The sequence below is a fragment of the Rhodoferax sp. genome, from assembly GCF_034519335.1.
GTDB lineage: Bacteria > Pseudomonadota > Gammaproteobacteria > Burkholderiales > Burkholderiaceae_C > Allorhodoferax.
In genome coordinates this window covers 19,464-43,404 of record NZ_JAXHOL010000038.1, presented here as the reverse complement: position 1 = coordinate 43,404, position 23,941 = coordinate 19,464, and the positions used below count along the sequence as shown (strand labels likewise).

18 protein-coding genes are annotated in these 23,941 nt (G+C 62.8%); 11 read left to right on the top strand and 7 right to left on the bottom strand.

Annotated elements, in window-relative coordinates; all coding sequences use genetic code 11:
• Positions 1–54: 54 nt before the first annotated feature.
• Together U5O12_RS16750 and U5O12_RS16745 are read right to left on the bottom strand one after the other, a co-directional pair.
• On the bottom strand, positions 55–984 hold the full coding sequence (locus U5O12_RS16750) for a hypothetical protein (protein WP_322579743.1): 930 nt from the start codon (positions 982–984) through the stop codon (positions 55–57).
• Between the two features lie 576 nt (positions 985–1,560).
• The gene (locus U5O12_RS16745) at positions 1,561–3,777 is read right to left on the bottom strand and encodes a PhoX family phosphatase (RefSeq protein WP_322579742.1); all 2,217 of its coding nucleotides are present in this window, start codon (positions 3,775–3,777) and stop codon (positions 1,561–1,563) included.
• A 137-nt stretch (positions 3,778–3,914) separates the two neighbouring features.
• On the opposite strand from U5O12_RS16745, the gene U5O12_RS16740 reads away from it, so the two are divergent.
• Positions 3,915–4,247, top strand: a complete 333-nt coding sequence (locus tag U5O12_RS16740) for a tetratricopeptide repeat protein (protein WP_322579741.1) — start codon at positions 3,915–3,917, stop codon at positions 4,245–4,247.
• Complete coding sequence (locus U5O12_RS16735) at positions 4,244–4,372, top strand: hypothetical protein (protein WP_322579740.1); 129 nt, start codon at positions 4,244–4,246, stop codon at positions 4,370–4,372. Before U5O12_RS16740 ends, U5O12_RS16735 begins: the two co-directional genes overlap by 4 nt.
• 16 nt (positions 4,373–4,388) lie before the next feature.
• On the opposite strand, the gene U5O12_RS16730 is transcribed toward U5O12_RS16735, so the two are convergent.
• From U5O12_RS16730 to U5O12_RS16720, 3 genes are read right to left on the bottom strand one after another with little or no spacing between them, the layout of a single operon-like run.
• On the bottom strand, positions 4,389–5,147 hold the full coding sequence (locus U5O12_RS16730; RefSeq protein ID WP_322579739.1) for an iron dicitrate transport regulator FecR: 759 nt from the start codon (positions 5,145–5,147) through the stop codon (positions 4,389–4,391).
• Positions 5,144–5,923 (bottom strand): BPSS1780 family membrane protein, encoded by a 780-nt coding sequence (locus tag U5O12_RS16725; protein ID WP_322579738.1) that lies wholly within the window; start codon positions 5,921–5,923, stop codon positions 5,144–5,146. The genes U5O12_RS16730 and U5O12_RS16725 overlap by 4 nt, the downstream gene beginning before the upstream one ends.
• Positions 5,920–6,915, bottom strand: coding sequence for a homoserine kinase (locus U5O12_RS16720; RefSeq protein ID WP_322579737.1), 996 nt, complete (start codon positions 6,913–6,915; stop codon positions 5,920–5,922). The genes U5O12_RS16725 and U5O12_RS16720 overlap by 4 nt, the downstream gene beginning before the upstream one ends.
• 130 nt (positions 6,916–7,045) lie before the next feature.
• Here U5O12_RS16720 and polA point away from each other — a divergent pair, with 130 nt between their 5' ends.
• The 9 genes from polA (at position 7,046) to U5O12_RS16675 (ending at position 20,701) form a co-directional block, all read left to right on the top strand.
• Positions 7,046–9,856: a DNA polymerase I gene (gene polA / locus U5O12_RS16715; protein WP_322579736.1), complete on the top strand. Its 2,811-nt coding sequence runs from the start codon at positions 7,046–7,048 to the stop codon at positions 9,854–9,856.
• Between the two features lie 68 nt (positions 9,857–9,924).
• Positions 9,925–11,745, top strand: a complete 1,821-nt coding sequence (locus U5O12_RS16710) for a methyl-accepting chemotaxis protein (RefSeq protein WP_322579735.1) — start codon at positions 9,925–9,927, stop codon at positions 11,743–11,745.
• A 94-nt stretch (positions 11,746–11,839) separates the two neighbouring features.
• Positions 11,840–12,742: a dienelactone hydrolase family protein gene (locus tag U5O12_RS16705; protein WP_322579734.1), complete on the top strand. Its 903-nt coding sequence runs from the start codon at positions 11,840–11,842 to the stop codon at positions 12,740–12,742.
• On the top strand, positions 12,739–13,551 hold the full coding sequence (locus U5O12_RS16700) for a ZIP family metal transporter (RefSeq protein WP_322579733.1): 813 nt from the start codon (positions 12,739–12,741) through the stop codon (positions 13,549–13,551). Before U5O12_RS16705 ends, U5O12_RS16700 begins: the two co-directional genes overlap by 4 nt.
• A gap of 10 nt (positions 13,552–13,561) precedes the next feature.
• The gene (locus U5O12_RS16695) at positions 13,562–13,954 is read left to right on the top strand and encodes a hypothetical protein (RefSeq protein WP_322579732.1); all 393 of its coding nucleotides are present in this window, start codon (positions 13,562–13,564) and stop codon (positions 13,952–13,954) included.
• Between the two features lie 86 nt (positions 13,955–14,040).
• Positions 14,041–14,751 carry a CerR family C-terminal domain-containing protein gene (locus U5O12_RS16690; protein WP_322579731.1) on the top strand — a complete coding sequence of 237 codons (711 nt, stop codon included), beginning with the start codon at positions 14,041–14,043 and terminating at the stop codon, positions 14,749–14,751.
• Between the two features lie 26 nt (positions 14,752–14,777).
• Positions 14,778–16,184, top strand: a complete 1,407-nt coding sequence (locus U5O12_RS16685) for an efflux transporter outer membrane subunit (RefSeq protein WP_322579730.1) — start codon at positions 14,778–14,780, stop codon at positions 16,182–16,184.
• Between the two features lie 38 nt (positions 16,185–16,222).
• Positions 16,223–17,503, top strand: a complete 1,281-nt coding sequence (locus U5O12_RS16680) for an efflux RND transporter periplasmic adaptor subunit (protein WP_322579729.1) — start codon at positions 16,223–16,225, stop codon at positions 17,501–17,503.
• Between the two features lie 93 nt (positions 17,504–17,596).
• Complete coding sequence (locus U5O12_RS16675) at positions 17,597–20,701, top strand: efflux RND transporter permease subunit (RefSeq protein ID WP_322579728.1); 3,105 nt, start codon at positions 17,597–17,599, stop codon at positions 20,699–20,701.
• Between the two features lie 100 nt (positions 20,702–20,801).
• Here the strand turns inward: U5O12_RS16675 and U5O12_RS16670 are convergent, their stop codons facing one another.
• Both U5O12_RS16670 and U5O12_RS16665 read right to left on the bottom strand, forming a co-directional pair.
• Positions 20,802–22,943, bottom strand: coding sequence for an ATP-binding protein (locus U5O12_RS16670; protein ID WP_322579727.1), 2,142 nt, complete (start codon positions 22,941–22,943; stop codon positions 20,802–20,804).
• 56 nt (positions 22,944–22,999) lie between these two features.
• A complete protein-coding gene (locus tag U5O12_RS16665; protein ID WP_322579726.1) occupies positions 23,000–23,869 on the bottom strand; it encodes a sulfurtransferase in 870 nt (289 codons plus the stop codon).
• Positions 23,870–23,941 lie beyond the last annotated feature (72 nt).

Here is a 23,941-nt window from a genome sequence, read left to right as displayed (position 1 = left end):
GGATGCTCGCGGCGCTTGCGCCGCCCCCGTCTTTGCAGATTTTCCCCACCACACTCAAGCGCATTTGTCATATAGCTGTGGGGCCAGTTGCTCCCAGGCGGCATTGCGGGCCTGAGCGGCCTGCAGATCGCTTTGCTGGTTGGCCTGCGCCACAAGTGCCTTGATGCTTACACCCGGCTTGAGGTGGCGCAAGTTCGTTGGCAAGCTGGCCAACTTCTCCAGCGGAGTCTGGGCATCTTTGGCGTAGTAACGCCTCAAGGTGCGACCCGGCTTCTTGGGGTCATCTTCAAGGCTTGCAAACAGGCTGGGCCTGTGCAGGTTGTTCAGTGGATTGAAGTGCTCACGGTTGAAATCGTTGATTAGCCCCGCCTTGCTGCGCGCGATGTGTTTGAAGCCAAACATCTTGCGCACCACGGCGCCATTCTTGCCCTCGACCAGCGCGTTGTCTGTACTGCGCCGTGGGCGTGATTTGGTCAGCTCAATACGGGCACTCTCCATTAGCTCCAGCATCCGCTCGTTGATGTACTCCACGCCGTTGTCGGCGTGAATACCGCGTAGCTTGAAGGGAAACTGCTCCATCAACAACTCCACGACGGTGCGCATGAAGCTGTGACTGATCTGCTCTGTGCACACCACCACCTGCCACTGGGTGACGCTATCGACCGCGTTGATGTGGTAGACCCCTTTGATGCCGTCGTGGTCACCTTGGTGCACGCTGTCGATGCGGATGTGCCCTGCATGGCCTTGCGGTCTTGGAGGGCGGCGCTCGCCGATCTGGGCACACCGTGGCGACGAGGTGGTCGTGCTGCGATACACCCGCTCGCGCCCATAGCGAACGCTGTTTCTCAGGTTGTACAGGTGCGAGACGCTGATGGCGCTCAAGCGCTCGAAGCGGGCGTCCCCATACACATGCCACTGGCGCCACAGCACGTGGGTCGTGGCCGCTCCAGAGAGGGTGCCAAAGGCCCTGTCGGTCTGGGCCAACAGGGCGTGTCCTGGTCCGTGAATCGCTTGGCGTAGGCCGTGCTTGGGGCCACATAGCGCCTTTGTAGGACTTCCCCGTCTAGGACGCGGCAGACCAGGCGTTTGACCTGTGCGCTGGCGTAGCCGCTGGTGCGCTCCAGGTAGCGCAGCACCACAGAGCGATCCGCACGACACAGGCTCGCGTAGGAGAAGCGTTGGACGGTCTGCACGACGTGGGCATAGCACGCCGCTGTATCGGCCAAGCTTGCAAACTCCAGGGCCTGTGTGCTATCCAAAAACTGACGCAACTGCGCAAGCGTTTTGAGCTTCAATAGGTTCATGTCAATCACCATTCTTTGATGATCGACTGGCCTGGCTACCTGCCGCTGACTCCTACTGTCTGACCCATCTCGGGATCAAACCTCGTTGGAATCGGAAAATGCGCTCAGGATCAAACCTCATTGGATAAGACTTCTGATTTCAAGCCAAATCGGGATCTAGAGCTCGTGGATATTGCGCGAGCAGCTATCAAAAAAATAGCGGGCTGCATCGCTGCAGCCCGCTGGTGTTGCCGCCCCGCAGGGCGGGGCAAGTGGCTTAGCTACCGATCACACCACCATCTTTCTTGGTGATCACGATGGTGGCAGAGCGGGGACGCTTGCCCGCGCCATAACCCGCATTGGCAGGCCACTGGCTGGTGTACTTGGCAGGGTTGTTCACATCGGCCATCTTCGAGCCTTCGCCCGGGTGCTGGATGTTGATGAACATGGCCTTGCCGTCTGGCGTTTCGCACAGGCCGGTGATTTCGCAGTCCACCGGACCTACCAAAAAGCGCTTCAGAATGTCTGGCGACTGGGCCTTGCCCACATAGGTATCCACACGTTTTTCGCTTCCGTCCGCACGCTTGTAGCTGAGCGACTTCTTGCTGCCATCGCCCACTTTGCCGGGAATGGCGGCGAGCATCATGCAGTTGGTTTTGTCGGTGTAGGCGCCGTCATCGGTCTGGATCCAGCACAGGCCGGTCACGTCGCTGAACACCAGGCCGTCCGGGGCCGACATGTCGTTCTCGTCGGTCAGGTTGGAGAGGTTCACCTTGGACTTGTCGGCATCGGCCTCGGATGCGAACAGGTAAATGTCCCACTTGAAGGCGGTGTCGGTCGGTTTGCCTTGGGCTACGCGGATGATGTGGCCGTGCACGTTGCCCTTGTTCTCTTTGCTGCCCTTCATGTCGCTGTAGAAGCGTGGGTTGGCCGAGTCCAGGCTGGCATCGCCGTCTACGGTGCGGTTGCTGTTGTTGGTCAGCGTCATGTAGAACTCGCCGGTGCGGGGGTTGATGCCACCCCACTCGGGGCGGTCCATCTTGGTGGCGCTCACCGCATCTGCAGCCAGGCGGGTATAGATGGCCACATCGGCGTCAGACTTGAACTCAAAGTCGGGGTTGGCGGCCACGATGGGGTTGTTCATGGACAGCTCGATCCAGGTGCCCGTGCCATCGTCCTTGAAACTGGCCACAAACAGCGTGCCCTTGTCCAGGTACTTGTCGCCCGCGGCCATACGGTTGCTGGGGTTGGCGTCAGCGGCGTCCCACTTGGCCGCAGACACATATTTGTACATGTATTCGTTGCGGGCATCGTCCCCCATGTAGGCAACGATGGGTTGGCCGACCACGGGTTTGGCAAAGCTCACGCTCTCGTGGGCAAAACGGCCGAGGCCGGTGCGCTTGCGCACGGGCTGGCTCGCGTCGTAGGCGTCCATTTCCACCACAAAGCCGAAGGTGTTCATTTCGTTGCGGTAGTCGGCTTTGGCGTTGGCGGCCAACGCGCCGTTGTTCCAGCGTACGTATTTGTCATCGGCACCTGCACTCTCCCAGCCATGGCGGCTGGCTGCACCGGCGGGGCGGCCGTAGCGCACCAGGCCTGCCACTTGTTTGTCCTTCTTGCCGCGGCGCTCGTCATCTTTGGCGTCGCGGTGGAAGTAGCCAAACCAGTTTTCTTCGCCCGACACAAAGGTGCCCCAAGGCGTCTTGCCGGTGCCGCAGTTGTTCAGCGTGCCACGGGCGCGGGTGGCGTCGGGGCTGAATTTGGTCACCAGGTGCTCGCTGCCTTTGGCCGGTCCGCTGATCAGCACCTCAGTCATGGCAGTCACACGGCGGTTGTAATTGGATGCTGCTTTGTAGGCCCATTGGCCGTTTTGCGCGGCCACCTCCACGACCGACAGGCCGTGGATGGCAAATTCTTTGTCCACTTCTGAGGCAGGGCGGGGCAGGGTGGCGGTGCCACCGTTGGCATGGATGAAGAAAGAGCTGAGTTTGTCGTCTGTGGTCGCTTCGTGGTTGATGGCCAATAGTGCACGGGTGGTGCTGTTGGCAGAGGGCTTGCCGCTGGCGTCCAGGCCAAAGTACTCCATGCCGTCGTGATGGTCCCCGGCGCGGTTGTCCCAGTCGGTGTCAGTGCCATCGTTTTTGAACGCGGCGGTGCTGGCCTTGAGCGGGTCACCCAGGGCGTAAATCACTTGCACGTTGTAGCCCGCAGGCACCACGACCTTGTCAGCCAGGCTCTTGCCCACGGCGGCAAAACCCAGGGTGCTCAAGGGGGCGCCCATGGCAGCTACAGTGCCCGCGCCGGTCGATGCCGTGGCGCAACCGGTCAGCGCGCCAGCGCCAAACAGCGAGGTGGCCGCAGCACCCATGCCGCCCAGCAACAAACCGCGGCGGTTCAGGCGGGCGGTCATGATGTGGTCGATGTGCGGGTTGGCGGTGGTGTTGGAGTCTTCGTTGTTGAAGATGTCACTGGAAGAGCGGGTGGTATCGGTCATGCAATAGGCCTCAAGTTAAACAAGCCTGCGTAGCATGCGTCGGTGATGTTTCAGCTTTGTGACAAAGGTGGCGCGTGCGCGGGTATTGCAGCACCGGTATATTGCGAGGCCAACCACCTTCTAGCAGGACTCCCACCATGAAAAAAACCTTGTGTTTGTTCGCCTTGCTGTGTGCCGGGCTCGCCCAGGCTGCTGATGTGCCGGTGATGAATGTGCCCACCGTGAACCAACGCATGAAAGCCGCGCGGGAGGCCATTGCTAATGCCGATTGGCGCAATGCCCAATACGAAACGAAAAAGGTCATCAGCGAGGAGCCGGGCAACGCCGATGCCCACAATCTGTTGGCCTATGCGTACCGCAAACAAGAGCGCCCTGACCTTGCGCGGGCGTTTGAGCATTACAAAATTGCACTGCGCCTAACCCGCAGCACAAGGGCGCGCACGAGTACATCGGCGAGGCCTATCTCATGAACCACCAGCCCGACATGGCGGAGCAACATTTGGTAGCGTTGGAGGCCATCTGCGGTAACCGCGTGTGTGAGGAATACCAAGACTTGGCGCAGGCCTTGGCGGCCTACCGCAAAGCCAATCCTTAGCGCGCCAAAAGCCGACTTAGCGCGTCAGGTTCTCTGCCGGGTGGGGCTGATCAGGCTTTTCATCCATGTAGCCCTTGCCATCTTTGACGCCTTTGCGGCCCAGCACCTGCCAGGCCGTCCGTTGGTCCACCAACTGGGCCAGAAACTCCAGCTCTTCATCGGTATGGTTCAGGGCTTTGGCGGGTGTCAGGCTGCGTCCATTTTTGGGCTGTACCTCACCCCAGAACGCCTGGTGGTAGTTGGCGCGGCTTACAGTCCGGTCGTTGCCGGAGGACATGTCCACCGTACCGTAGCAGTTGCAGAAGTAGCTGCGTCCACCCTGGTTCTCGAAAATTTCGGTGTACACGCCGGTGCCCCGAATGCCAGCCGTCATGGTGGGCGTGACGATTTGGCGGCTGCTACCTTTGCCCCACACACTGACCACGGCGCCGGTGACCAAGCGCAACAGGCTTACCGCATTGAGGCTGGCGCCACGCTCCACCGTCATGCGCGAGTTTTGGCGCACATGGAATGCGGAGTTGCCAATCACAAACACCAGGCGCGAGTCCGGGCCGGTCACAATTTCATCGCCGCTTTGCACACCTTGCTGGCTCAGCAAGCGTCGGCCGTTGACCGTCGCGTCGCCCACCAGTTCCACCACGTTGCTGCGTGACTGCGCTTGGGCGGCTGCAAAGCCACCCATGCTGGTCCAGGCAGCGGCGGCCTGCAAAAAGCCACGGCGCTGGAACCAAAGAACTTCGTTGTCGCTACGGCCTTCAAGGGTGTGCTGGGTCATGCGGAGTCTCCTGTGCTGACTTCAAAGGTGTCTTCGAACGTGAAATAGAGCGAAGTAAAAAACATGGCCGCCATGGCCATGCCGGTGGGGAACAAGATGGCACCCACCAGTTGCGGACTGCCCAACAGCGCGGAGATGATCGCAACCACCAGGCCGGTTCCTAAAAACACGGCCATCCAAACCAGTCCGAACACGGTGAAGGCCCAGAAGTTCCGCAGACAGGCTACCAGACTGAAAAACAGGCTCTTCACGGGTGCAATGCCGTGCCAGTGCACCAGTGCCGGTGCATGCCAAAACAGCAGCGAAAGCGGCAGGTACAGGGCCATGGCTGTCAGGGCGGCCCATTCAAAGTCACTTTGCATCAGCAGCTCGGCGCTGAGTTCGCCGCCCACCAGATACAGGCGCGCAAACTGCCCGCCATCTGCCAAGGCCGAAATTCCCATGACCAGCAAAAAGCCCAATGCGTACAGCGCACCCAGCACCAACATGCCACGCAGCTGCTGGCGCCCAGCGCGAAATGCGCTAACCAACACGGTGGGCATGGGGAACTTGCCTTTGGTGGTTTCCTGTGTGGCGGCCATCAGGCCCAGTGTCGCGGCCGGCAGCAAGGCCAGGGCCACGACGCTGCCCAGCACGGGCACCATGCTGAGCACCGACATGGCGGCCATGAACATGAAAAACAAGCCTGAAAGAGCCAGTGGCTGCTTGAAGAAGGTGCGAATGCCCATCTTCACCCAGACAGCGCCCTGGCGGGCGGGCACCATGCGCAGCTTCATGCGGCCACCGCCATGTTCTGCTCCAGTTGGGCCAAGGTCAGCGGCTGTGCCACGCGCTGGCGCAGCACCCGTTCAAAGTGGGTGGGGTCGTGGGGTTTGAGCATGGAAGCTTCTCGCGGCAAATACCAGTCCCACAGGCGGGAGATCCAGAAACGCAGGGCACCTGCGCGCAGCATTGCGGGCAGCAGCTCGCGCTCCTGTGCGGTGAGGGGGCGCACGCTGGTGTACGCCTGCACAAAGGCGGCGGTACGCTCCAGGTCGGCTACGCCGGTAGGCAGGTCGATGCACCAATCGTTCAGGCATACAGCCAAGTCGAACAGCCAAGCGTCGGTGCCAGCAAAGTAGAAGTCAAAAAACCCACTCAGCACCGGGCTGCTGCCGCTGCTGTCAAACATCACGTTGTCGCGGAACAGGTCGGCGTGGATGGCACCGCGCGGCAAGCCGGTGTAGGCGCTGCTGTCGGCAACATGGTTTTGGTAGGCCAGTTCGGCCTGCAGCAGCTGGGCTTGGGCCGGTTCCAGGTGGGGCAGCACCACGGGCACGGTGTCATTCCACCACGATAGCCCGCGCAGGTTGGGTTGCTGCATGCTGAAGTCGCGTCCGGCCAGGTGCATACGCGCCAGCATGGCGCCAACCTGGCGGCAATGCTCCACGCCAGGCGCCAGCTCGCTTTTACCCTTGAGGCGGTTCACCACGGCGGCGGGTTTGCCGTTCAGGCTGTGCAGCACGTCACCGTCGCGGTTGGCCGCGGGGTCCGGCACGGGAATGCCGTGGAAGGCCAGGTGTTTCATCAGCCGCAGATAAAACGGCAACTGCTCTGCACTGAGTCGCTCAAACAGGGTCAGCACATAGGGCGCCTGGTCGGTGGTGACGAAGTAGTTGGTGTTTTCAATGCCACCAGAGCAGCCCTCCAGAGTCTGAAGGTTGCCGAGCTTGAGGGATGAAAGGAAAGTGCTGGCCTCGTCGAAGGAGACCTCTGTGTAAACCGCCATGGGGCAATTGTAGGGGGGCGTTAGCGCGGCATGGGGGCACCAATTCGCCGCCGGGCCGTCCCCAGGCGAATTCACCCCCTCGGGGGGCAGCGCCCCGCGCAGCGGCGGAGCGTGGGGGCACAATACCCGGATGAGTGAACCCCGTAAAACCCTGCTGCTGGTCGATGGTTCCAGCTACCTGTACCGTGCCTTTTTTGCCGGTGGCGAAACCATGAGCATCAAGCTGCCCGATGGCACAGTGCAAAAGACCGGTGCCATCCGCATCATGATCAACATGATGAACAGCCTGCGCAAGGAAGTGCCGGCCGATTATGTGGCCTGCGTGTTTGACGCCAAGGGCCCTACGTTCCGCGACGCCATCTACCCTGAGTACAAGGCCCACCGCGACCCCATGCCCGACGATTTGCGCAGCCAGATTGCCCCCATCCACGAGGTGGTGCGCCACCTGGGCTGGACGGTGTTGGACGTGCCCGGTGTGGAGGCCGATGACGTGATTGGCACGCTGGCCGTCACGGCCGCGAACCAGGGCATCGAGGTTATCGTTAGCAGTGGCGACAAGGACTTGGCGCAGCTGGTCAACGAGCACATCACCATCATCGACACCATGAACGGCAAGCGCCGCGACCTTGCCGGCGTGCAAGCCGAGTTCGGCATACCCGCACACCTGATGTTGGACTACCAAAACCTGGTGGGCGACACCGTGGACAACGTGCCCGGTGTGCCCAAGGTGGGACCCAAGACGGCGGTGAAGTGGCTGCTGGAGTACGGCTCGCTCGAGTCGGTGGTGGCCAACGCGGACAAGATTGGCGGCGTGGTGGGCGAAAACCTGCGCAAGACGCTGGACTGGCTGCCCACAGGCCGCTCGCTGCTGAAAATCAAGACGGACTGCGATCTGCACGACTGGTTGCCCGGCCTGCCTGCTATGGATTCGATAGCTGTTGGCGCAGAAGATACGGGCGCTTTGGTCACTTTTTATGAGAAATATGGCTTCAAGGGGCTGGCCAAATCCTTGGGCGGTGGCGGGGACGCCCCTGTGCCTCCTGCCAAAGCGCTCAAGGCCGCCATGCCGTCTGACGCCGCACCGGGCCTGTTTGACGAACCGGGGGACACTGCGCAGGTGCAGGCTCCTCGCACCAGCAACCTCAACTACGACACCGTGCTGACCTGGGAGGCGTTCGACGCTTGGCTGGCCAAGCTGCAAGCCGCCGAGCTGGTGGCGCTGGACACCGAAACCACCTCGCTGGACGAGATGCGGGCCGAGATTGTGGGCATCAGCTTCAGCGTGGAAGTTGGCCATGCGGCCTACATTCCCGTGGCCCACCGCTACCCCGATGCACCGGCCCAACTCAACCGCGACGAGGTACTGGCCAAGTTGAAACCTTGGCTGGAAAATCCTGCCGCTAAGAAGCTGGGCCAGCACATCAAGTACGACCGCCATGTGTTTGCCAACCATGGCATCGAGGTCCAGGGCTATGTGCACGACACCATGCTGCAAAGCTATGTGCTGGAAGTGCACCAGCCGCATGGCCTGTCCAGCCTGGCCGAACGCCACCTGAGCCGCAGCGGCATCAGCTTTGAAGACCTGTGCGGCAAGGGGGCCCACCAGATCAGTTTTGACCAGGTGGACATTGCCAAGGCGTCCGAGTATTCCTGCGAAGACTCGGACCAAACCCTGGACGTGCACCTGGCGCTGTGGCCGCAGCTGCAAGCCGATGCCAAGCTGACCTTCATCTACGAACTCGAAATCGCCAGCAGCGAAGCGCTCTACCGCATTGAGCGCAATGGCGTGCTGATCGACGCGCCCACGCTGTCGGCGCAGAGCCACGAACTGGGCCAGCGCATTCTGCAGCTGGAGACCGAGGCCTACGAGATTGCAGGCCAGCCCTTCAATCTGAGCAGCCCCAAGCAGCTGGGCGAAATCTTCTTTGACAAGCTGGGCATGCCCGTGGTCAAAAAGACCGCCACCGGCGCGCGCAGCACCGACGAAGAGGTGCTGGAAAAACTGGCCGAAGACTATCCGCTGCCCGCCAAGCTTTTGGAGCACCGGGGACTGGCCAAACTCAAGGGCACGTACACCGACAAGCTGGCCTTGCTGGCGCTGCCGCGCACCGGCCGCGTGCACACACACTACGCGCAGGCGGTGGCGGTGACCGGGCGCCTCAGCAGCAACGACCCCAACCTGCAAAACATCCCGATCCGCACCCCCGAAGGCCGGCGCGTGCGCGAGGCCTTTGTGGCCGCGCCGGGCTGTGTCATCGCCAGTGCCGATTACAGCCAGATCGAGCTGCGCATCATGGCCCACATCAGCGACGATGCGGCCTTGCTGAAGGCCTTCCACGATGGGTTGGACGTGCACCGCGCCACCGCGGCCGAGGTGTTTGGCGTGCCGGTGGACCAGGTGAGCAGCGAGCAGCGCCGCTACGCCAAGGTCATTAACTTCGGTCTGATCTACGGCATGAGTGCCTTTGGCCTGGCGCGCAACCTGGGGATCGACAACACGGCGGCCAAAAACTACATCGCGCGCTACTTTGAGCGCTACCCCGGCGTCAAGCTCTATATGGAGTCCACCCGTGCTTTGGCAAAGCAGCAGGGTTATGTGGAAACCGTGTTTGGGCGGCGCCTGCAGCTGGCCGGTATCCAAAGCGCCAAGGGCGCGCAGCTGGCCGGGCTAGAGCGTGCGGCTATCAACGCGCCCATGCAGGGCACGGCGGCCGATTTGATCAAATTGAGCATGGTCAAGGTCCAGCAAGTATTGGATGCGCAAAATAGGGGCACTAAGATGATCATGCAGGTGCATGATGAACTGGTGTTTGAGGTGCCCGAGGCCGAGGTGGACTGGCTCAAAACCGACATACCGCGCCTGATGGCCGGTGTGGCTGACTTGAAAGTGCCACTGCTGGCCGAGGTTGGGGTTGGCCCTAATTGGGACCAAGCGCATTAAGGTAGACGATGTGCTGGCGGTGTCCACCACCGCACGGACATGCATAACGAAACTAAAGAGGTCAACGTATGGGACTCAATGGACTGAAGATTGCCACCAAGCTGTGGGCATTTATCGTGTTGGTGATTGTTGGCATTTGCGCAGTGGCCGTGATCGGGTTGGTGCGAAGCGCAAACATTCTGGCCGAGGGGGGGGTGAAGCAGTCGCAGGTGGAGGAATTGGTGCAAATCTCCACTGAGTGGAATGGCCTGACGATGACCAATGCCGCGCGCAACCAAGCCATCATGCTGGCCGAGGGCGCTGCGGTGAACGATTCGTTCAAGGAACCCATTAACGCGACCTCGGCCCAGATCAGCGAGCTGCAGAAAAAAATTGAAGCCATGCCCTTGACCGATGCGGACAAGGCGCAGATGAAAAAAATTGGCGACTTGCGCAAATCGGTGATTGAGCTGCGCACCAAGGCGCGCGATGCCAAGACCGCCGGCAACCCGGATGAAGCCCTGCAGATCATGAATGGCCAGTACCTGCCCGCCATGGCCGCCTACATCGGGGCCCAAAAAGACATGGTGGAGCTGCAGAAAAAGCAATTGGCCGAAGCCAAAGAAGACACAGAACGCCGCCGTGCCGCCAACACCATGGGCATCCTGGTGGGGCTGGCTGTGATTGTGGCTGCCATCTTCGCGGGCACGGCCTGGCTGGTGCGCTCCATTCGTGAGCCCCTGGCCCAGGCCAACGACCTGGCCGCACGCATTGCCCAGGGCGACCTGAGCTCCGTCATCTCCACCAACCGTGCCGATGAGTTTGGCACCTTGCTGGTGTCTTTGCGTGCCATGAACGAGTCCTTGGCCAGCATGGTGTCGCAGGTGCGCCAAAGTACCGACAGCATTGCCATTGCCAGTGCTGAAATTGCCACTGGCAATAACGACCTGGCCCAGCGCACCGAGCAAACCTCCAGCAACCTGCAGGCCACCGCTTCCAGCATGGATGGCTTGACTATCACAGTGCAACAAAGTGCTGATAACGCGCGCCAAGCCAGTGCCTTGGCGGCCAGCGCGTCCAGCGTTGCCCAGCGGGGTGGTGAGGTGGTGACGCAGGTGGTCAGCACCATGCAGGAGATTGACGCCAGCAGCAAGAAGATCAGTGACATCATCAGCGTGATCGACGGCATTGCCTTCCAGACCAACATCCTGGCGCTGAACGCGGCCGTAGAAGCCGCGCGTGCCGGTGAGCAGGGGCGGGGCTTCGCCGTGGTGGCCTCAGAGGTGCGCAGCCTGGCAGGCCGCAGTGCCGAGGCCGCGAAAGAAATCAAGGGCCTGATCGGCACTTCGGTGGAGAAAGTCGAGTCGGGCACCAAGCTGGTGACCGATGCCGGCGCCACCATGCAAGAGATTGTGCAAAGCGTGCGCCGTGTAGCCGATGTGATTGGTGAAATCACGGCCGCTGCGACCGAGCAAAGCTCGGGTATCGCAGGCGTGAACCAGGCCATTGGCAATCTGGACCAAATGACCCAGCAAAACGCGGCTTTGGTCGAAGAAAGCGCTGCTGCGGCGGAGAGCCTGCGTGAGCAGGCCGACCGCATGAAGCAGGCGGTGGCAGTGTTCAAGGTGGGCGCGGTGTCTGCGCATGGCGTGGAGCTGGCAGCGGTGCCCGTGCGTTCGGCCGCCCCCAAGGCCCCGAATTTCAAGGGGCCCGAGCGCCGTGGCGCCAACGATGCAGGGCCCGCTGCGCGGGCTGCTGCGCCCAAACCCGCGGCAGCCAAGACGCCTGTGGCCAAAAAAGCAGCTCCAACGGCGCCACCGCCCGTGGTCAACACCACGGCCAAGGTGGTGCCCCATACCTCGACCCGGGTGACCCCGGCTGGAGGGGATGACGATTGGGAAACTTTCTGAGCCCACGCGGCTCTGCCAAAGACCCGCATGTAGCACACGCTTTGGACGTGTGCCTACACTGCGGGTTGTTGTTTTTTAACCCGAGGAGAATGCTGTGTTTGATGCTCTGAAAAATCAGGTGATTTCCCTGCTGCCCGGCAGCTCCACCGAGGAAGGCGCCACCCGCCGCACGGCGCTGAAGGCTGCACTGGGTGTGGGCTATGCCGCCACCGCCATGCCCATCATGGCCCAGACCGCTATCAAGACCCCAGCCACCGGCTTGACCGCGGGCGAGGGTATTTTTGATGTGGACGGATTCACCGTACCGTTTTATTACGCAGCCCCCGAGGGCAAGAAGAACCTGCCCATCGTGTTGGTGGTGCAAGAAATTTTTGGCGTGCATGAGTACATTGCCGACACTTGCCGCCGCTTTGCCAAAGCCGGCTACCTCGCCATTGCGCCCGACTTGTTTGCCCGCCAAGGGGATGCCTCCAAGTACACCGACATTGGCAAGCTGATTGCCGAGGTGGTGTCCAAGGTGCCCGATGACCAGGTCATGGGTGATCTGGATGCGGCCGTGACGTGGGCCGGCGAGAACGGTGGCAACGTCAAGAAGGTGGCTGTCACTGGCTTCTGCTGGGGTGGCCGCATCACTTGGCTGTATGCCGCACACAGCAAGAACGTCAAAGCTGGTGTGGCGTGGTATGGCCGTTTGGTAGGGGCCAGCAATGCGGTCAATCCAAAGCACCCCGTCGAGATGGCGGCCACGTTGAAGGCGCCGGTGTTGGGCCTGTACGGCGGACAGGATGGCGGTATTCCGCTGACTACTGTCAATGAAATGAAAGAAGCCTTGGCCGCTGCCAAGGGCAACGCGGCCGCCAAGGCCTCGGAGTTTGTGGTGTACCCACAGGCTCCCCATGCCTTCCACGCCGACTACCGCCCCAGCTACCGCAAAGAGGCGGCTGAAGACGGCTTTGCCCGCGCGTTGGCCTGGTTCAAGGCGAAAGGCGTGGCTTGACCCTGATTGCAATTTTGATGGGCACCTTGGCGGCTGGCATAGGGAGTGTTTGGCTGGCTGCCGCCCTGAGTTTCGGCGCACTGGGGCGCTACACCCAGCACATGTTGAGTTTGGCAGCCGGGGCCCTCATGGCCACGGCTTTCATGCACTTGCTGCCTGAAGCGTTTGAGAGTCAGGCCGGCGCGCGGGACTTGTTTCTGGTGCTCTTGGTCGGTCTCGTCTTTTTCTTTTTGTTGGACAAGGCCGAACTCTGGCACCACGGGCATGAGCACCACCACGCCGATGAAGACCACGGGCATGGCCACCAGCACGACCACGCCCACCATGGCCACACCCATGGGGCGCCTGACAAGCGCATGGCTGGGGCGTGGGCCGTGTTGGCGGGTGACAGCGTGCATTGTTTTGGCGACGGTGTCTTGATCGCCTCGGCCTTCATGGCTGACATGCGGCTGGGCGTCATCGCCTCTCTGGCGGTATTGGCCCACGAGGTGCCGCACCACATGGGCGACCTGGTCGTGCTTCGGGCCGGCACGGCCAACCGCCGTGCGGCGCTGACCAAGGTGTCGCTGGCCGGTGCGGTTACCGCCATTGGCGGTTTGACCGGCTATTGGCTGGTAGAGCAGTTGCAGGAGTACCTTCCCTTCTTTCTGGTGGTGGCTTCCAGCAGCTTCATCTACGTGGCGCTGGCCGACCTGATCCCCCAGTTGCAAAAGCGATTGAGTGCCCGTGAAACCTCGGCGCAAATTGCCTGGCTGATGGTAGGAATCGGGCTGGTGACGCTGGTCAGTGGTCTGGCACACGCCCACTGAGATTTTTTCGATGTGGGAGTGGCAACTCAGCGACAGTGAGGTGACCGAGGTGCGTCACCAAGAAAAACGGGTGACGCTCTACTTCTCAGTGGTGGCCGCGCGTGGTTTGGGCGATCAGCCGGGGGATGTGGCCACCGAATGGGGCTATGCGCAAGGGGTCATACTGGACTTGCACCAAGCCCAGGTTCAGCACGCTGACGACTTTGCCGCAGGGCGCATCGCCGAAGGGCGCTTCTTCCAAGAGGGGGAGCCCTTACGCTTTATCCCCTTGCCTGCCGTGCGGATGCAGGCCAACCTGCTGGAACTTCGTTTTGCCAATGGTGCCGTGTTGCAGCTCACTGCGCAGGCATGGCAATGCCGTTTTGGGGGCGAGCCCCGTTTTCGCGAGTCCTACGCCTGTTAGCCCCCCCAAAAAAAATCCCTGATCGAAATGGGTTTTTGTGTACTAGTTAAATCAATCGTTTGATTTAATTAGCTAGAATGCGCGGCATGTCCGCAGTCCCCAAGCCCGAACCCAACCCGTCCGCCGCCGCCCTGGTCAAACCCTTGCGCAGTGACGGACAAGAAGCCCGCACCCGCTTGCTGGATGCTGCGCTGGTGCTGTTTGCCGACAAGGGCTTTGCCAAAACGTCCACGCGTGAAATTGCCCAAGCGGCGCAGGTCAATGTGGCCTCCATCAGCTACTACTTTGGTGACAAGGCGGGCTTGTACCACGCCGTATTCACCGACCCGCGCAGCAACCCGCGCATCGAAGCCAGCGATATTGATGACCCTGGCAAAGACTTGGCCCACGCGCTGCGCGTGCTGCTTTCCGGATTTACCGAGCCGCTCAAGCAGGGTGTGCAGATGCAGAACTGCATGAAACTGCATTTCCGCGAAATGCTGGAGCCCACGGGCCTTTGGGATGCCGAAATTGATGACAACATCCGCCCGGCCCATATGGCTACCGTGCGCGTCCTGTGTCGCCATCTGGGTGTCACACAGCCCGACGACGATGTGCACCGCCTGGCGTTTTCGATTGTGGGGATCGCCATGGTCCTGCACGTGGGAGCCGACGTGATTGGGGCCATCTCTCCCCAGCTGATTGCCACCCCCGGCGCTATCGACACCTACACCGAACACCTGGTGGCCACTGCAATGGCCATGGTGGAGGGCGAGCGACAGCGCCGCGCTGCGCTCGCTGCCCCTCGCAAGCCTTGATTCAATCCCTACTTTTCTCCACGACCATGCATTTGCCCCACGCCCGACGCACTCTTGGACTGGCCACCGTGTCCGTCCTGACCCTGGCGCTCGCCGGTTGCGCCATCACCATGCCCGCTACCCAGGTGGACGCTCCGGTCACCGCCCAATGGCAGGCGCCGCTGCCTCACCAGGGCACGGTGGGCAGCCTGGCCCAGTGGTGGCAGCAGCAGGGCGACCCGCTGTTGGTGGAGCTGATCGAGGCCGCACAGACCGTGAGCCCCTCGGTCGCCCAAGCCATGGCCCGGGTGGAAACTGCCCGCGCCCAGCGCACCACCGCCAACGCGGCGCTCTTGCCCAAAGTGGATGCCTCCATTGCTGCCAGCCGTGGTGTGAGCCAGCCCAATGTGCCGGTGGCCACCACACAAACCATCGGCCTGCAAGCCGCCTGGGAGCTGGACCTGGTGGGCGCCAACCGGGCGGTGAGCAAGGCAGCCGATGCGCAGCTGCAAGGCATCCAGGCCCAGTGGCATGACGCTCGCGTGGCCGTGGCGGCCGAAGTGGCCAACACCTACTACAGCCTCTCCACCTGCTACCAGCAGCTGGACGTGGCGCGCAAAGACGCCGTTTCGCGCCAGGAAACTGCGCGCCTGGCCGACATCAGCGCCAAGGCCGGCTTCACCGCACCCTCGGTGGCAGCCCTGGCCCGTGCCAGCGCCGCCGATGGCAGCAGCCGTGTCACGCAGCAGAGCGCAGCCTGCGAGATTGATACCAAGGCGCTGGTGGCCCTAACCGGCGTTCCCGAGGCAGATTTGAAGCAAAAACTGGCCTCAGCCCTCGCCAAACCTGCGCAAGCAGCTCCTGTTTCAATAACAAGCGTGCCGGCCCAGACGCTTACCCAGCGCCCTGACGTGTTTGCCGCCGAGCGCGATGTGGTGGTGGCCAGCGCGCAGGTGGGCAGTGCCAAGGCCCAGCGCTATCCGCGCCTGACCCTGAGCGGCAATGTGGGCGCCCTGCGCTACAGCAGCATGGGCACCGAGACGAATCTAGACACCTGGTCCTTCGGCCCCTTGGCGCTTACGCTGCCGATTTTTGATGGCGGCGTGCGCAAGGCCAATGTGGTGGCCGCTGAGGCCAGCTACACCCAGGCCGTGGCCGTGTACCGCGCCAAGGTGCGCCAGGCCGTGCGCGAGGTGGAGGAAGCCTTGGTCAACCTGCAAAGCACCGACGCCCGCAAACAAGACGTCGAAGTCTCCACCCGCGGCTACGCCGAATCTCTGGCAGCCACCGAAGGCCGCTACAGCCAGGGCCTGGCCAGTCTGGTGGAGCTGGAAGACGCGCGCCGCACGGCGCTGGCCTCGCAGTCCGCCCAGCTGGCACTGGCACTGGAGCGCAACCGCGCCTGGGTAGCCTTGTACCGCGCCCTGGGCGGTGGCTTTGAGCCCGCCCCCTGAATTCCCTGTATTCGATTGATTTTTAGCGAGACCGCACCATGAACCGTCTTTTCAACCGCTTCTCTTTTCAACCGCTGACCCTGGGCCTGGTGGCCGCAGGCCTGCTGACCTTGGGTAGCCTGGGCCTGCTGGCTACGCGCAGCCAGGCAGCTGATGCCGCTGACCCGGCCAAGCCCGGCGCAGCCACTGCCGCCAAGCCTTCGCTCACCGTCACCACCATCCAGGCGCAGAGCGGCGTGTTGCCCATCAAGCTGGCGGCCAACGGCAGCGTGGCCGCGTGGCAAGAAGCCAGCGTGGGCACCGAAGCGAACGGCCTGCGGGTGCAGGAGCTGCATGCCGCCGTGGGCGATACCGTGCGCAAGGGCCAGGTGCTGGCCACCTTTGCGGCCGAGAGCGTGCAGGCCGACGTGGCCCTGGCCCGGGCTGCCGTGTCTGAGGCACAGGCCAATGCGGCCGAGGCCCTGGCCAACGCCGACCGCGCCCGCGCCGTGCAGGGCACCGGTGCCCTGAGCGCCCAGCAGGTGAACCAGTACCTCACCGCCGAACTGACGGCCAAGGCGCGGGTCGAGTCGGCCAAAGCCCAGCTCGACGCGCAGCTGCTGCGCCTCAAACACACCCAGCTGCTGGCGCCCGACAACGGCACCATTTCTTCGCGCACCGCCTCGGTGGGTTCCGTGGTGGGGGCTGGTACCGAGATGTTCAAGCTGATCCGCCAGGGCCGGCTGGAGTGGCGTGGTGAAGTGACATCGGCCGAGCTGGGTCGCATCACCATCGGCACCCATGTGGTGGTCACGTCACCCACTGGCGCGCAGGTCAAGGGCCGTGTGCGCATGCTGGCCCCCACGGTGGATGCGGCCACCCGCAATGGCCTGGTCTATGTGGACCTGTTACCTGGGCAATTTTCCGCCGGGCAGCCCCAAGGAAAATTAGCCCCCTCGGGGGGCAGCGCCGCACGCGCAGCGGCAAGCGTGGGGGCCAGTTTCAAGCCCGGCATGTATGCCCGTGGCGAGTTTGAGTTGGGCAGCTCCGGCGCGCTGACGGTGCCGCAGACCGCGGTGGTGGTGCGTGATGGCTTCAGCTACGTGTACCGCGTGGGCGCGGACAACCGCATCGCCCAGCTCAAGGTGCAGACCGGCCGTGTGGTCGGTGACCAGATCGAAGTGCAGAGCGGCGTGAAGCCCGAGGACAAGCTGGTGGCCACCGGTGGCAGTTTCCTGAGCGAAGGCGACCTGGTCAAGGTAGTGGAGGCGCCCAAGGCAGTAACCAAGCAAAAAGAGGCTGTAGTGCCCGCCAATAGTGCGCCAACAGCTAGCAAATAAGGAGCAACGAACCATGAGCCCCCACATTCACTTACGCTCATTGCCCCCCGAGGGGGCGTCTGCCTCCTTTGATGCGGCTCGGCAGGAGGCAGCATGAACGTCTCCGCGTGGTCCATTAAAAACCCGATACCGGCAGTCATGCTGTTTGTGCTGCTGACGCTGGCGGGCCTCATGTCCTTCAACGCCATGAAGGTGCAGCAGTTCCCCGACCTGGAGCTGCCCACCGTCACCGTGTCTGCCAGCCTGCCCGGTGCCGCACCGGCGCAGCTGGAAACCGAGGTGGCGCGCAAGCTGGAAAACGCCATTGCGCCGCTGCAGGGCCTGAAAAACATCTACACCAGCGTGCGGGATGGCAGCGTCTCGGTCACGGCAGAGTTCCGCCTGGAAAAGCCCACGCAAGAAGCGGTGGACGACGTGCGCAGCGCGGTGCAGCAGGTGCGCAGCGATTTGCCCAGCGATGTGCGTGACCCCATCGTCAGCAAGATGAACCTGTCGGGCGCACCGATTCTCGCCTTCACCATCCGCTCCAGCAATATGGACGATGAAGCGCTGAGCTGGTTTGTGGACAACACCGTCTCTCGCGCCCTGCTGGGCGTGCGGGGGGTGGGCTCGGTGGCCCGTGTGGGCGGCGTGACGCGCGAAGTGCAGGTGGCGCTGGACCCGCTCAAGCTGCAGGCGCTGGGCGCCACCGCGGCCGACATCTCGCGCCAGCTCAAACAGGTGCAGACCGAAAGCGCAGGCGGCCGCGCCGACCTGGGTGGATCGGAGCAACCCATGCGCACCCTGGCCACGGTGGCCACCGTGGAAGAGCTGTCGCAGCTGGAGCTGAGCCTGTCCAGTGGCAAGCGTGTGCGCCTGGACGAAGTGGCCACGGTCAAGGACACCGTGGCCGAGCAACGCAGCATGGCACTGCTCAATGGCAAGCCGGTGGTGGGTTTTGAGATCACCCGCAGCAAGGGCGCCAGCGAAGTGGAAGTGGGTGCCGCCGTGCAAAAAGCGCTGGCCGACCTGAAGGCGCAGCATCCCGATCTGGAGCTGACGCAGGCCTTTGACTTTGTGACGCCGGTGCAGGAGGAGTTTGATGCCTCCATGACCATGCTGTACGAAGGCGCGGTGCTGGCGGTGATTGTTGTGTGGTTCTTTTTGCGCAACTGGCGCGCCACGCTGGTGTCGGCCGTGGCCTTGCCCTTGTCCGCCATCCCGGCCTTTATTGGCATGAACTACATGGGATTCACCACCAACATTGTGACGCTGCTGGCGCTTTCGCTGGTCATCGGCATTCTGGTGGACGACGCGATTGTGGAGGTGGAAAACATTGAGCGCCACTTGCGCATGGGCAAGACGCCTTACCAGGCGGCGATGGAAGCGGCCGACGAAATCGGCCTGGCCGTGATCGCCACCACCTTCGCGCTGATTGCTGTGTTCTTGCCCACCGCCTTCATGAGTGGGGTGGTCGGCAAGTTCTTCAAACAGTTTGGTTGGACTGCGGTGTTTGCCGTGTTTGCCTCGCTGGTGGTAGCGCGGGTGCTCACGCCGATGATGGCGGCCTACCTCATGAAGCCGTCCACCCACGTGCATGAAGAACCGGTGTGGATGCCGCTGTACCTGCGCATGACGCGCTGGACGCTGGGCCACCGCTGGATCACCATGTTTGCGGCGATTGGGTTTTTTGTGGGTTCGCTGTTTTTGGTGCCCCTGATTCCCAGTGGCTTCATTCCGCCGGATGACAACTCGCAAACCCAGGTGTATGTGGAACTGCCCCCGGGCAGCACACTGGCGCAGACCCATGCGGCAGCCGAACATGCGCGCAGCCTGATTGGCAAGGTGGAGCATGTGAAAAATGTGTACACCACCATTGGCGGTGGTGCCGTGGGGTCCGACCCGTTCCAGGGCGGTGCCACCGCCGAAGTACGCAAGGCCACGCTGACCGTGCTGCTGGACGAGCGCGGTGCGCGGCCGGTCAAGCAAATCATCGAGAGCCAGATGCGCAGTGCTCTGGCAGAGTTGCCGGGCGCCCGCTTCAAGGTGGGCCTGGGCGGATCCGGTGAGAAGTACCAGCTGGCGCTGAAGGGTGAAGACCCCGTAGCGCTGGCGCAAGCCGCAGCCGCGGTGGAGCGTGACCTGCGCAAGATCCCCGGCTTGGGCAACATCAGCTCCAGCGCCAGTTTGACGCGCGCTGAAATCGCCATCCGCCCCGACTTTGCCAAGGCTGCCGACATGGGGGTGACCAGCAGCGCGATTGCCGAGACCCTGCGCATAGCCACCGTGGGCGACTACGAGTCAGCCCTGTCCAAGCTCAACCTGAGCCAGCGCCAGGTGCCTATCGTCGTCAAACTCGACACCGATGCGCGCCAGGACCTGGAACTGCTGGGCCGCCTCATGGTGCCCGGTGTGAAAGGCCCGGTGATGCTGAGCCAGGTGGCCGCGCTCGAAATGTCGGGCGGCCCCGCCGTCATCAGCCGCTTGAACCGCGTGCGTAACGTGAACTTTGAGGTGGAGCTCTCCGGCGTGCCGCTGGGGGAGGTGACCGAGGCTGTGGCCAAGCTGCCCAGCATCGTGAACATGCCCGCCGGTGTGCAGCAGTTGGAGGTGGGTGACGCCGAGGTGCAGGCCGAAATGGTGGCGGGCTTTGGTATGGCCATGTTGACCGGCGTGCTGTGTATCTACATCGTGCTGGTGCTGCTGTTTAAGGACTTTTTGCACCCCATCTCCATCCTGCCTGCGGTGATTTTGTCCTTCGGTGGTGCCTTTATTGGCCTGTTGGTCACCGGCAAGATGCTGTCCATGCCGTCCTTCATCGGCTTGGTGATGCTGATTGGGGTGTCTACCAAAAACTCCATTTTGCTGGTGGAGTACGCCATCATGGCGCGCCGCGATTTGGGCATGACCCGCGTGGAGGCCCTGATCGACGCCTGTCACAAGCGTGCGCGCCCCATCATCATGACCACGATTGCCATGGTGGCCGGCATGCTGCCACTGGTGATTGGCTTGGGCAGTGCCGACAACAGCTTCCGTGCGCCCATGGCGGCCGCGGTGATTGGTGGGCTGATCACGTCCACCATTCTGAGCCTGTTGGTCACGCCCAGCTTCTTCACCATCGTGGACGACATCGAACACTTTGTCGGTCGCATCAAGCGCATGGTGTTGCGCCAGCCTGCAGCTTCCGCGGCTCCGGCCGTGGCGGCCGAGTCCCACTGAGGCGGCGCATGGTAGGGCCAGGGTTGCAGCGCAGGGCCGCCCCAAGCTGCAACGTGCCCCATGGGGGCAGCGACCCGCGTAGCGGTGGAGCGTGGGGGCCTTACTCTTCGGCGCCGCTGTGCGGCGCTGGCGCCACGCGCGGCAGCGTGATGGTGACGGTGGTGCCATCACCCAAGGTCGACGCCACGCTGAGGCTGCCGCCCAGCGTGGACTTGACCAGGTTGTCCACGATGGACATGCCCAGACCCGTGCCACCACTGCCAATGCGCGTGCTAAAAAAAGGCTGGAACATCTTGTCCAGCGTTTCGGGCGCAATGCCGCGACCGTTGTCACGGCAAACCAAGGTCACCTCGTCGTCAGTTGCCTGCACGTGCAGTTGCACCGCCCCTTGGGCCATGCCATCAAAGGCGTGCAAGTAGGCGTTGTTGATCAGGTTGATAACCACCTGCCCGAGTGGGCCGGGGTAGCTGTCCATGGCAATGCCTTCGGGCACCTCCAGCGTGACGGTGTGTGCCTCGCGCTTGAGGCTGGGGGCCAAGGTGTGCAACACCTCGCCCAGCACCTGGCGCAGGTCGAACTGGCGGCGCTGTTCGCTGGCCTGGTCGGCCGCCACCTGGCGAAAGTTTTTCAGCAGGGCCACGGCGCGCTCCAGGTTGCGCATCAGCAGGGCATTGCCCTCGCGTACCTGGGTGATGAATTCGGCGAGTGACGAGCGGCGCAGCGTGCCTGCATCCAGCTGGGCCTGAAACTGCTTGGCCTGATCGGCCAGGGTGCTGGCCGTCATCAGGCTGTTGCCCATGGGGGTGCCCATTTCATGCGAGACGCTGGCAATCAGCGTGCCCAGGGTGGCGCGCGCCTCGCTGCGGGTGGCCTCCTCTTGCATGCGTTGTTCCAGCGAGGCGTTGAGCTGGCGGATGCGTTCTTCGGCCTCTTTGCGTTCAGTGATTTCCAGGTTGGTACCGCCCAGAATCAGCGGGTTGCCCTCTGCGTCGCGTTCCAACAGCCGGGCCCGCGAGCCCACCCAGATCCAGTGCCCCTGTTTGTGGCGAATCCGGTACTCGTAGTCAAAGTGGGGCGTCTTACCGGCATAGTGCTCGTCCAATGCCGTGAAGAACTTGTTCAAGTCATCCGGGTGCGTCAGTTCGAGCCACCGCGAGTACAAATCGGGCCCCAGCTCGTCGACGCTGTAGCCCGACATCAAGGCCCAGCGCTCACTCGCCTGCAGCGTCCGGGTGCTGTAGTCAAACTCCCAGGTGGCCACACCAGTGCCCTCCATGATGTTTTGCAGGCGTTGCTGCTCCAGTGCCAGCGCCTCGCGTGCGCGCGAGGCGCGATGCCGGGCGGACTCGATGCTGCGGCGGTAGCGCTGCGCACGCCATACAGCCGCAGCAATGAGCCCGGTGAGAAACAGGCCAGCGCCCAGCACATAGGGGGCATAGCTGGAAGTCAGGCCCGCATAAAACTCGGGCCTTGGGTGCAGCACCACCTGCCAGGGGCGACCGGCCACATCCAAGGGCACCACAAAATCGTTGTGCGCTCGGTCTGCCCGGTGGGCATGGGCGTCTTCGGCATCGGCAGAGACGCCAAAGCGGGCATAGATCGTTTCGTCGTTGGCCCGTGTGCCAGCTTCCAGGTCATAAACCATCAGGTCCATGCCCACCAGGTTGGCCCGGTTGCCTGCGTCGCGCAGCAGGGCCGCCAGCGGCACCACGGTTTCAACGAAGCCGCGGTGGCGCATGATGGCGTCGGTCACTGCATCGCGCTCATACACCGGCGCCACAATGGCAATGGCGGGCACCCCGTCGCCGTCGTGGCCGGGGTCAAGCACAGTAAAAACCTCGGATGCCACAGGCCTGCCAATCACCCGTGCCTGCTGTTCATGGGGGGATTCGTTGCCACTGGCGGGCACCCAGCGAATGGCCGATAACGTGTGCAGGTCATTCATCACACGGCGGCTCAACAGGTCAAACTGGGCCTTGCGAACCTGGGGCTGGCTTTCCAGCACCAAACCGATGTTGTGTGCTGCTTCCACGGCGCGGTTGATGTCCAGTTCCAACACATCTTGCACGGTGCGGGCGCTGGTACTGTGGATGTTTTGCAAGCGCAAGGCTTCGGTTTGCCGCAATCCCATGAACGCCAAGGCGCTACACACGGTGCCAATGAGCACCACGGCGGCCAATACCGCTGTGTCAGGCAGCGATTTGCTGCCCGTGCTGGGCGAGGAATGGGTCTCGGGCGCCATGGTCCTGCAGTGTAGTGTGGCCTGCCGAACCGGGAAAGCCTAGGGGACTTGAGTGCCTAGCCCTGTGCCACCGGGCGAGTGGGAACGCTGCACCACTCGCTCCAGCTGCCTGCAAACAAGGCCGTATTGCCCAGGCCTGCAATCTGCATGGCCAGCACATTGGGCACGGCGCTCACTCCGCTGCCGCAGTGGTGCACCACGTCTTGGGGCTTGCGGTCACCCAGCAGGGCTTCAAACTCGGCCCGCAGCACCGCCGCGGGTTTGAACAAGCCGTCCGCCCCCAGGTTGCTGCTGAACACGCGGTTGAGTGCACCCGGAATATGACCGGCCACCGGGTCAATCGGCTCCACCTCGCCGCGAAAGCGCGGGGCGCCACGTGCGTCGATGATGTGCTGGTGGTTCTGGCCCAGGTTGCGCAGCACGGTGTCCACGCCCACCAGCGTGACCAACGGATCGGCCACGGCAAAGGTGGTGGCGGCACGGGGCGTTTCGTCACCGCTGGCCACCGCGCCACCCGCTGCCTGCCAGGCCTGAAAGCCCCCGTCCAGCACCGCTACATTGGCATGGCCCAGCCACTTGAGCATCCACCACAGGCGGCCGCAGTAGTTGGCACCTTGCCGGTCATACACCACCACCTGGTCGCTGTTCTTCAGGCCCATGCTGCCTAGCCAGGCAGCAAACGTGTCACGCGCGGGCAGCGGGTGGCGCCCACCCGATGCAGCACCCGTCACCGCCGGGTCGCCTTTGGCACTGAGGTTGTTGTCCAAGTGCGCATACAGCGCGCCAGCAATATGGCTCTCGGCATACTGCGCAGGACCTTGCGCGGGCTGCATCAGGTCGCAGCTGCAGTCGAAGACGACGGCAGGCGTGGCGCTGGTTTGCAGGGCTTGGAGTTGGGCGACGGAGATGAGGGTGGTGTGGGGCATGGTGTGTCCATTATCCATTTGTGTTTGTGGCGTGGTTGGCGCGCGCAGGGCCATGTGGCGCATACCCGGTGG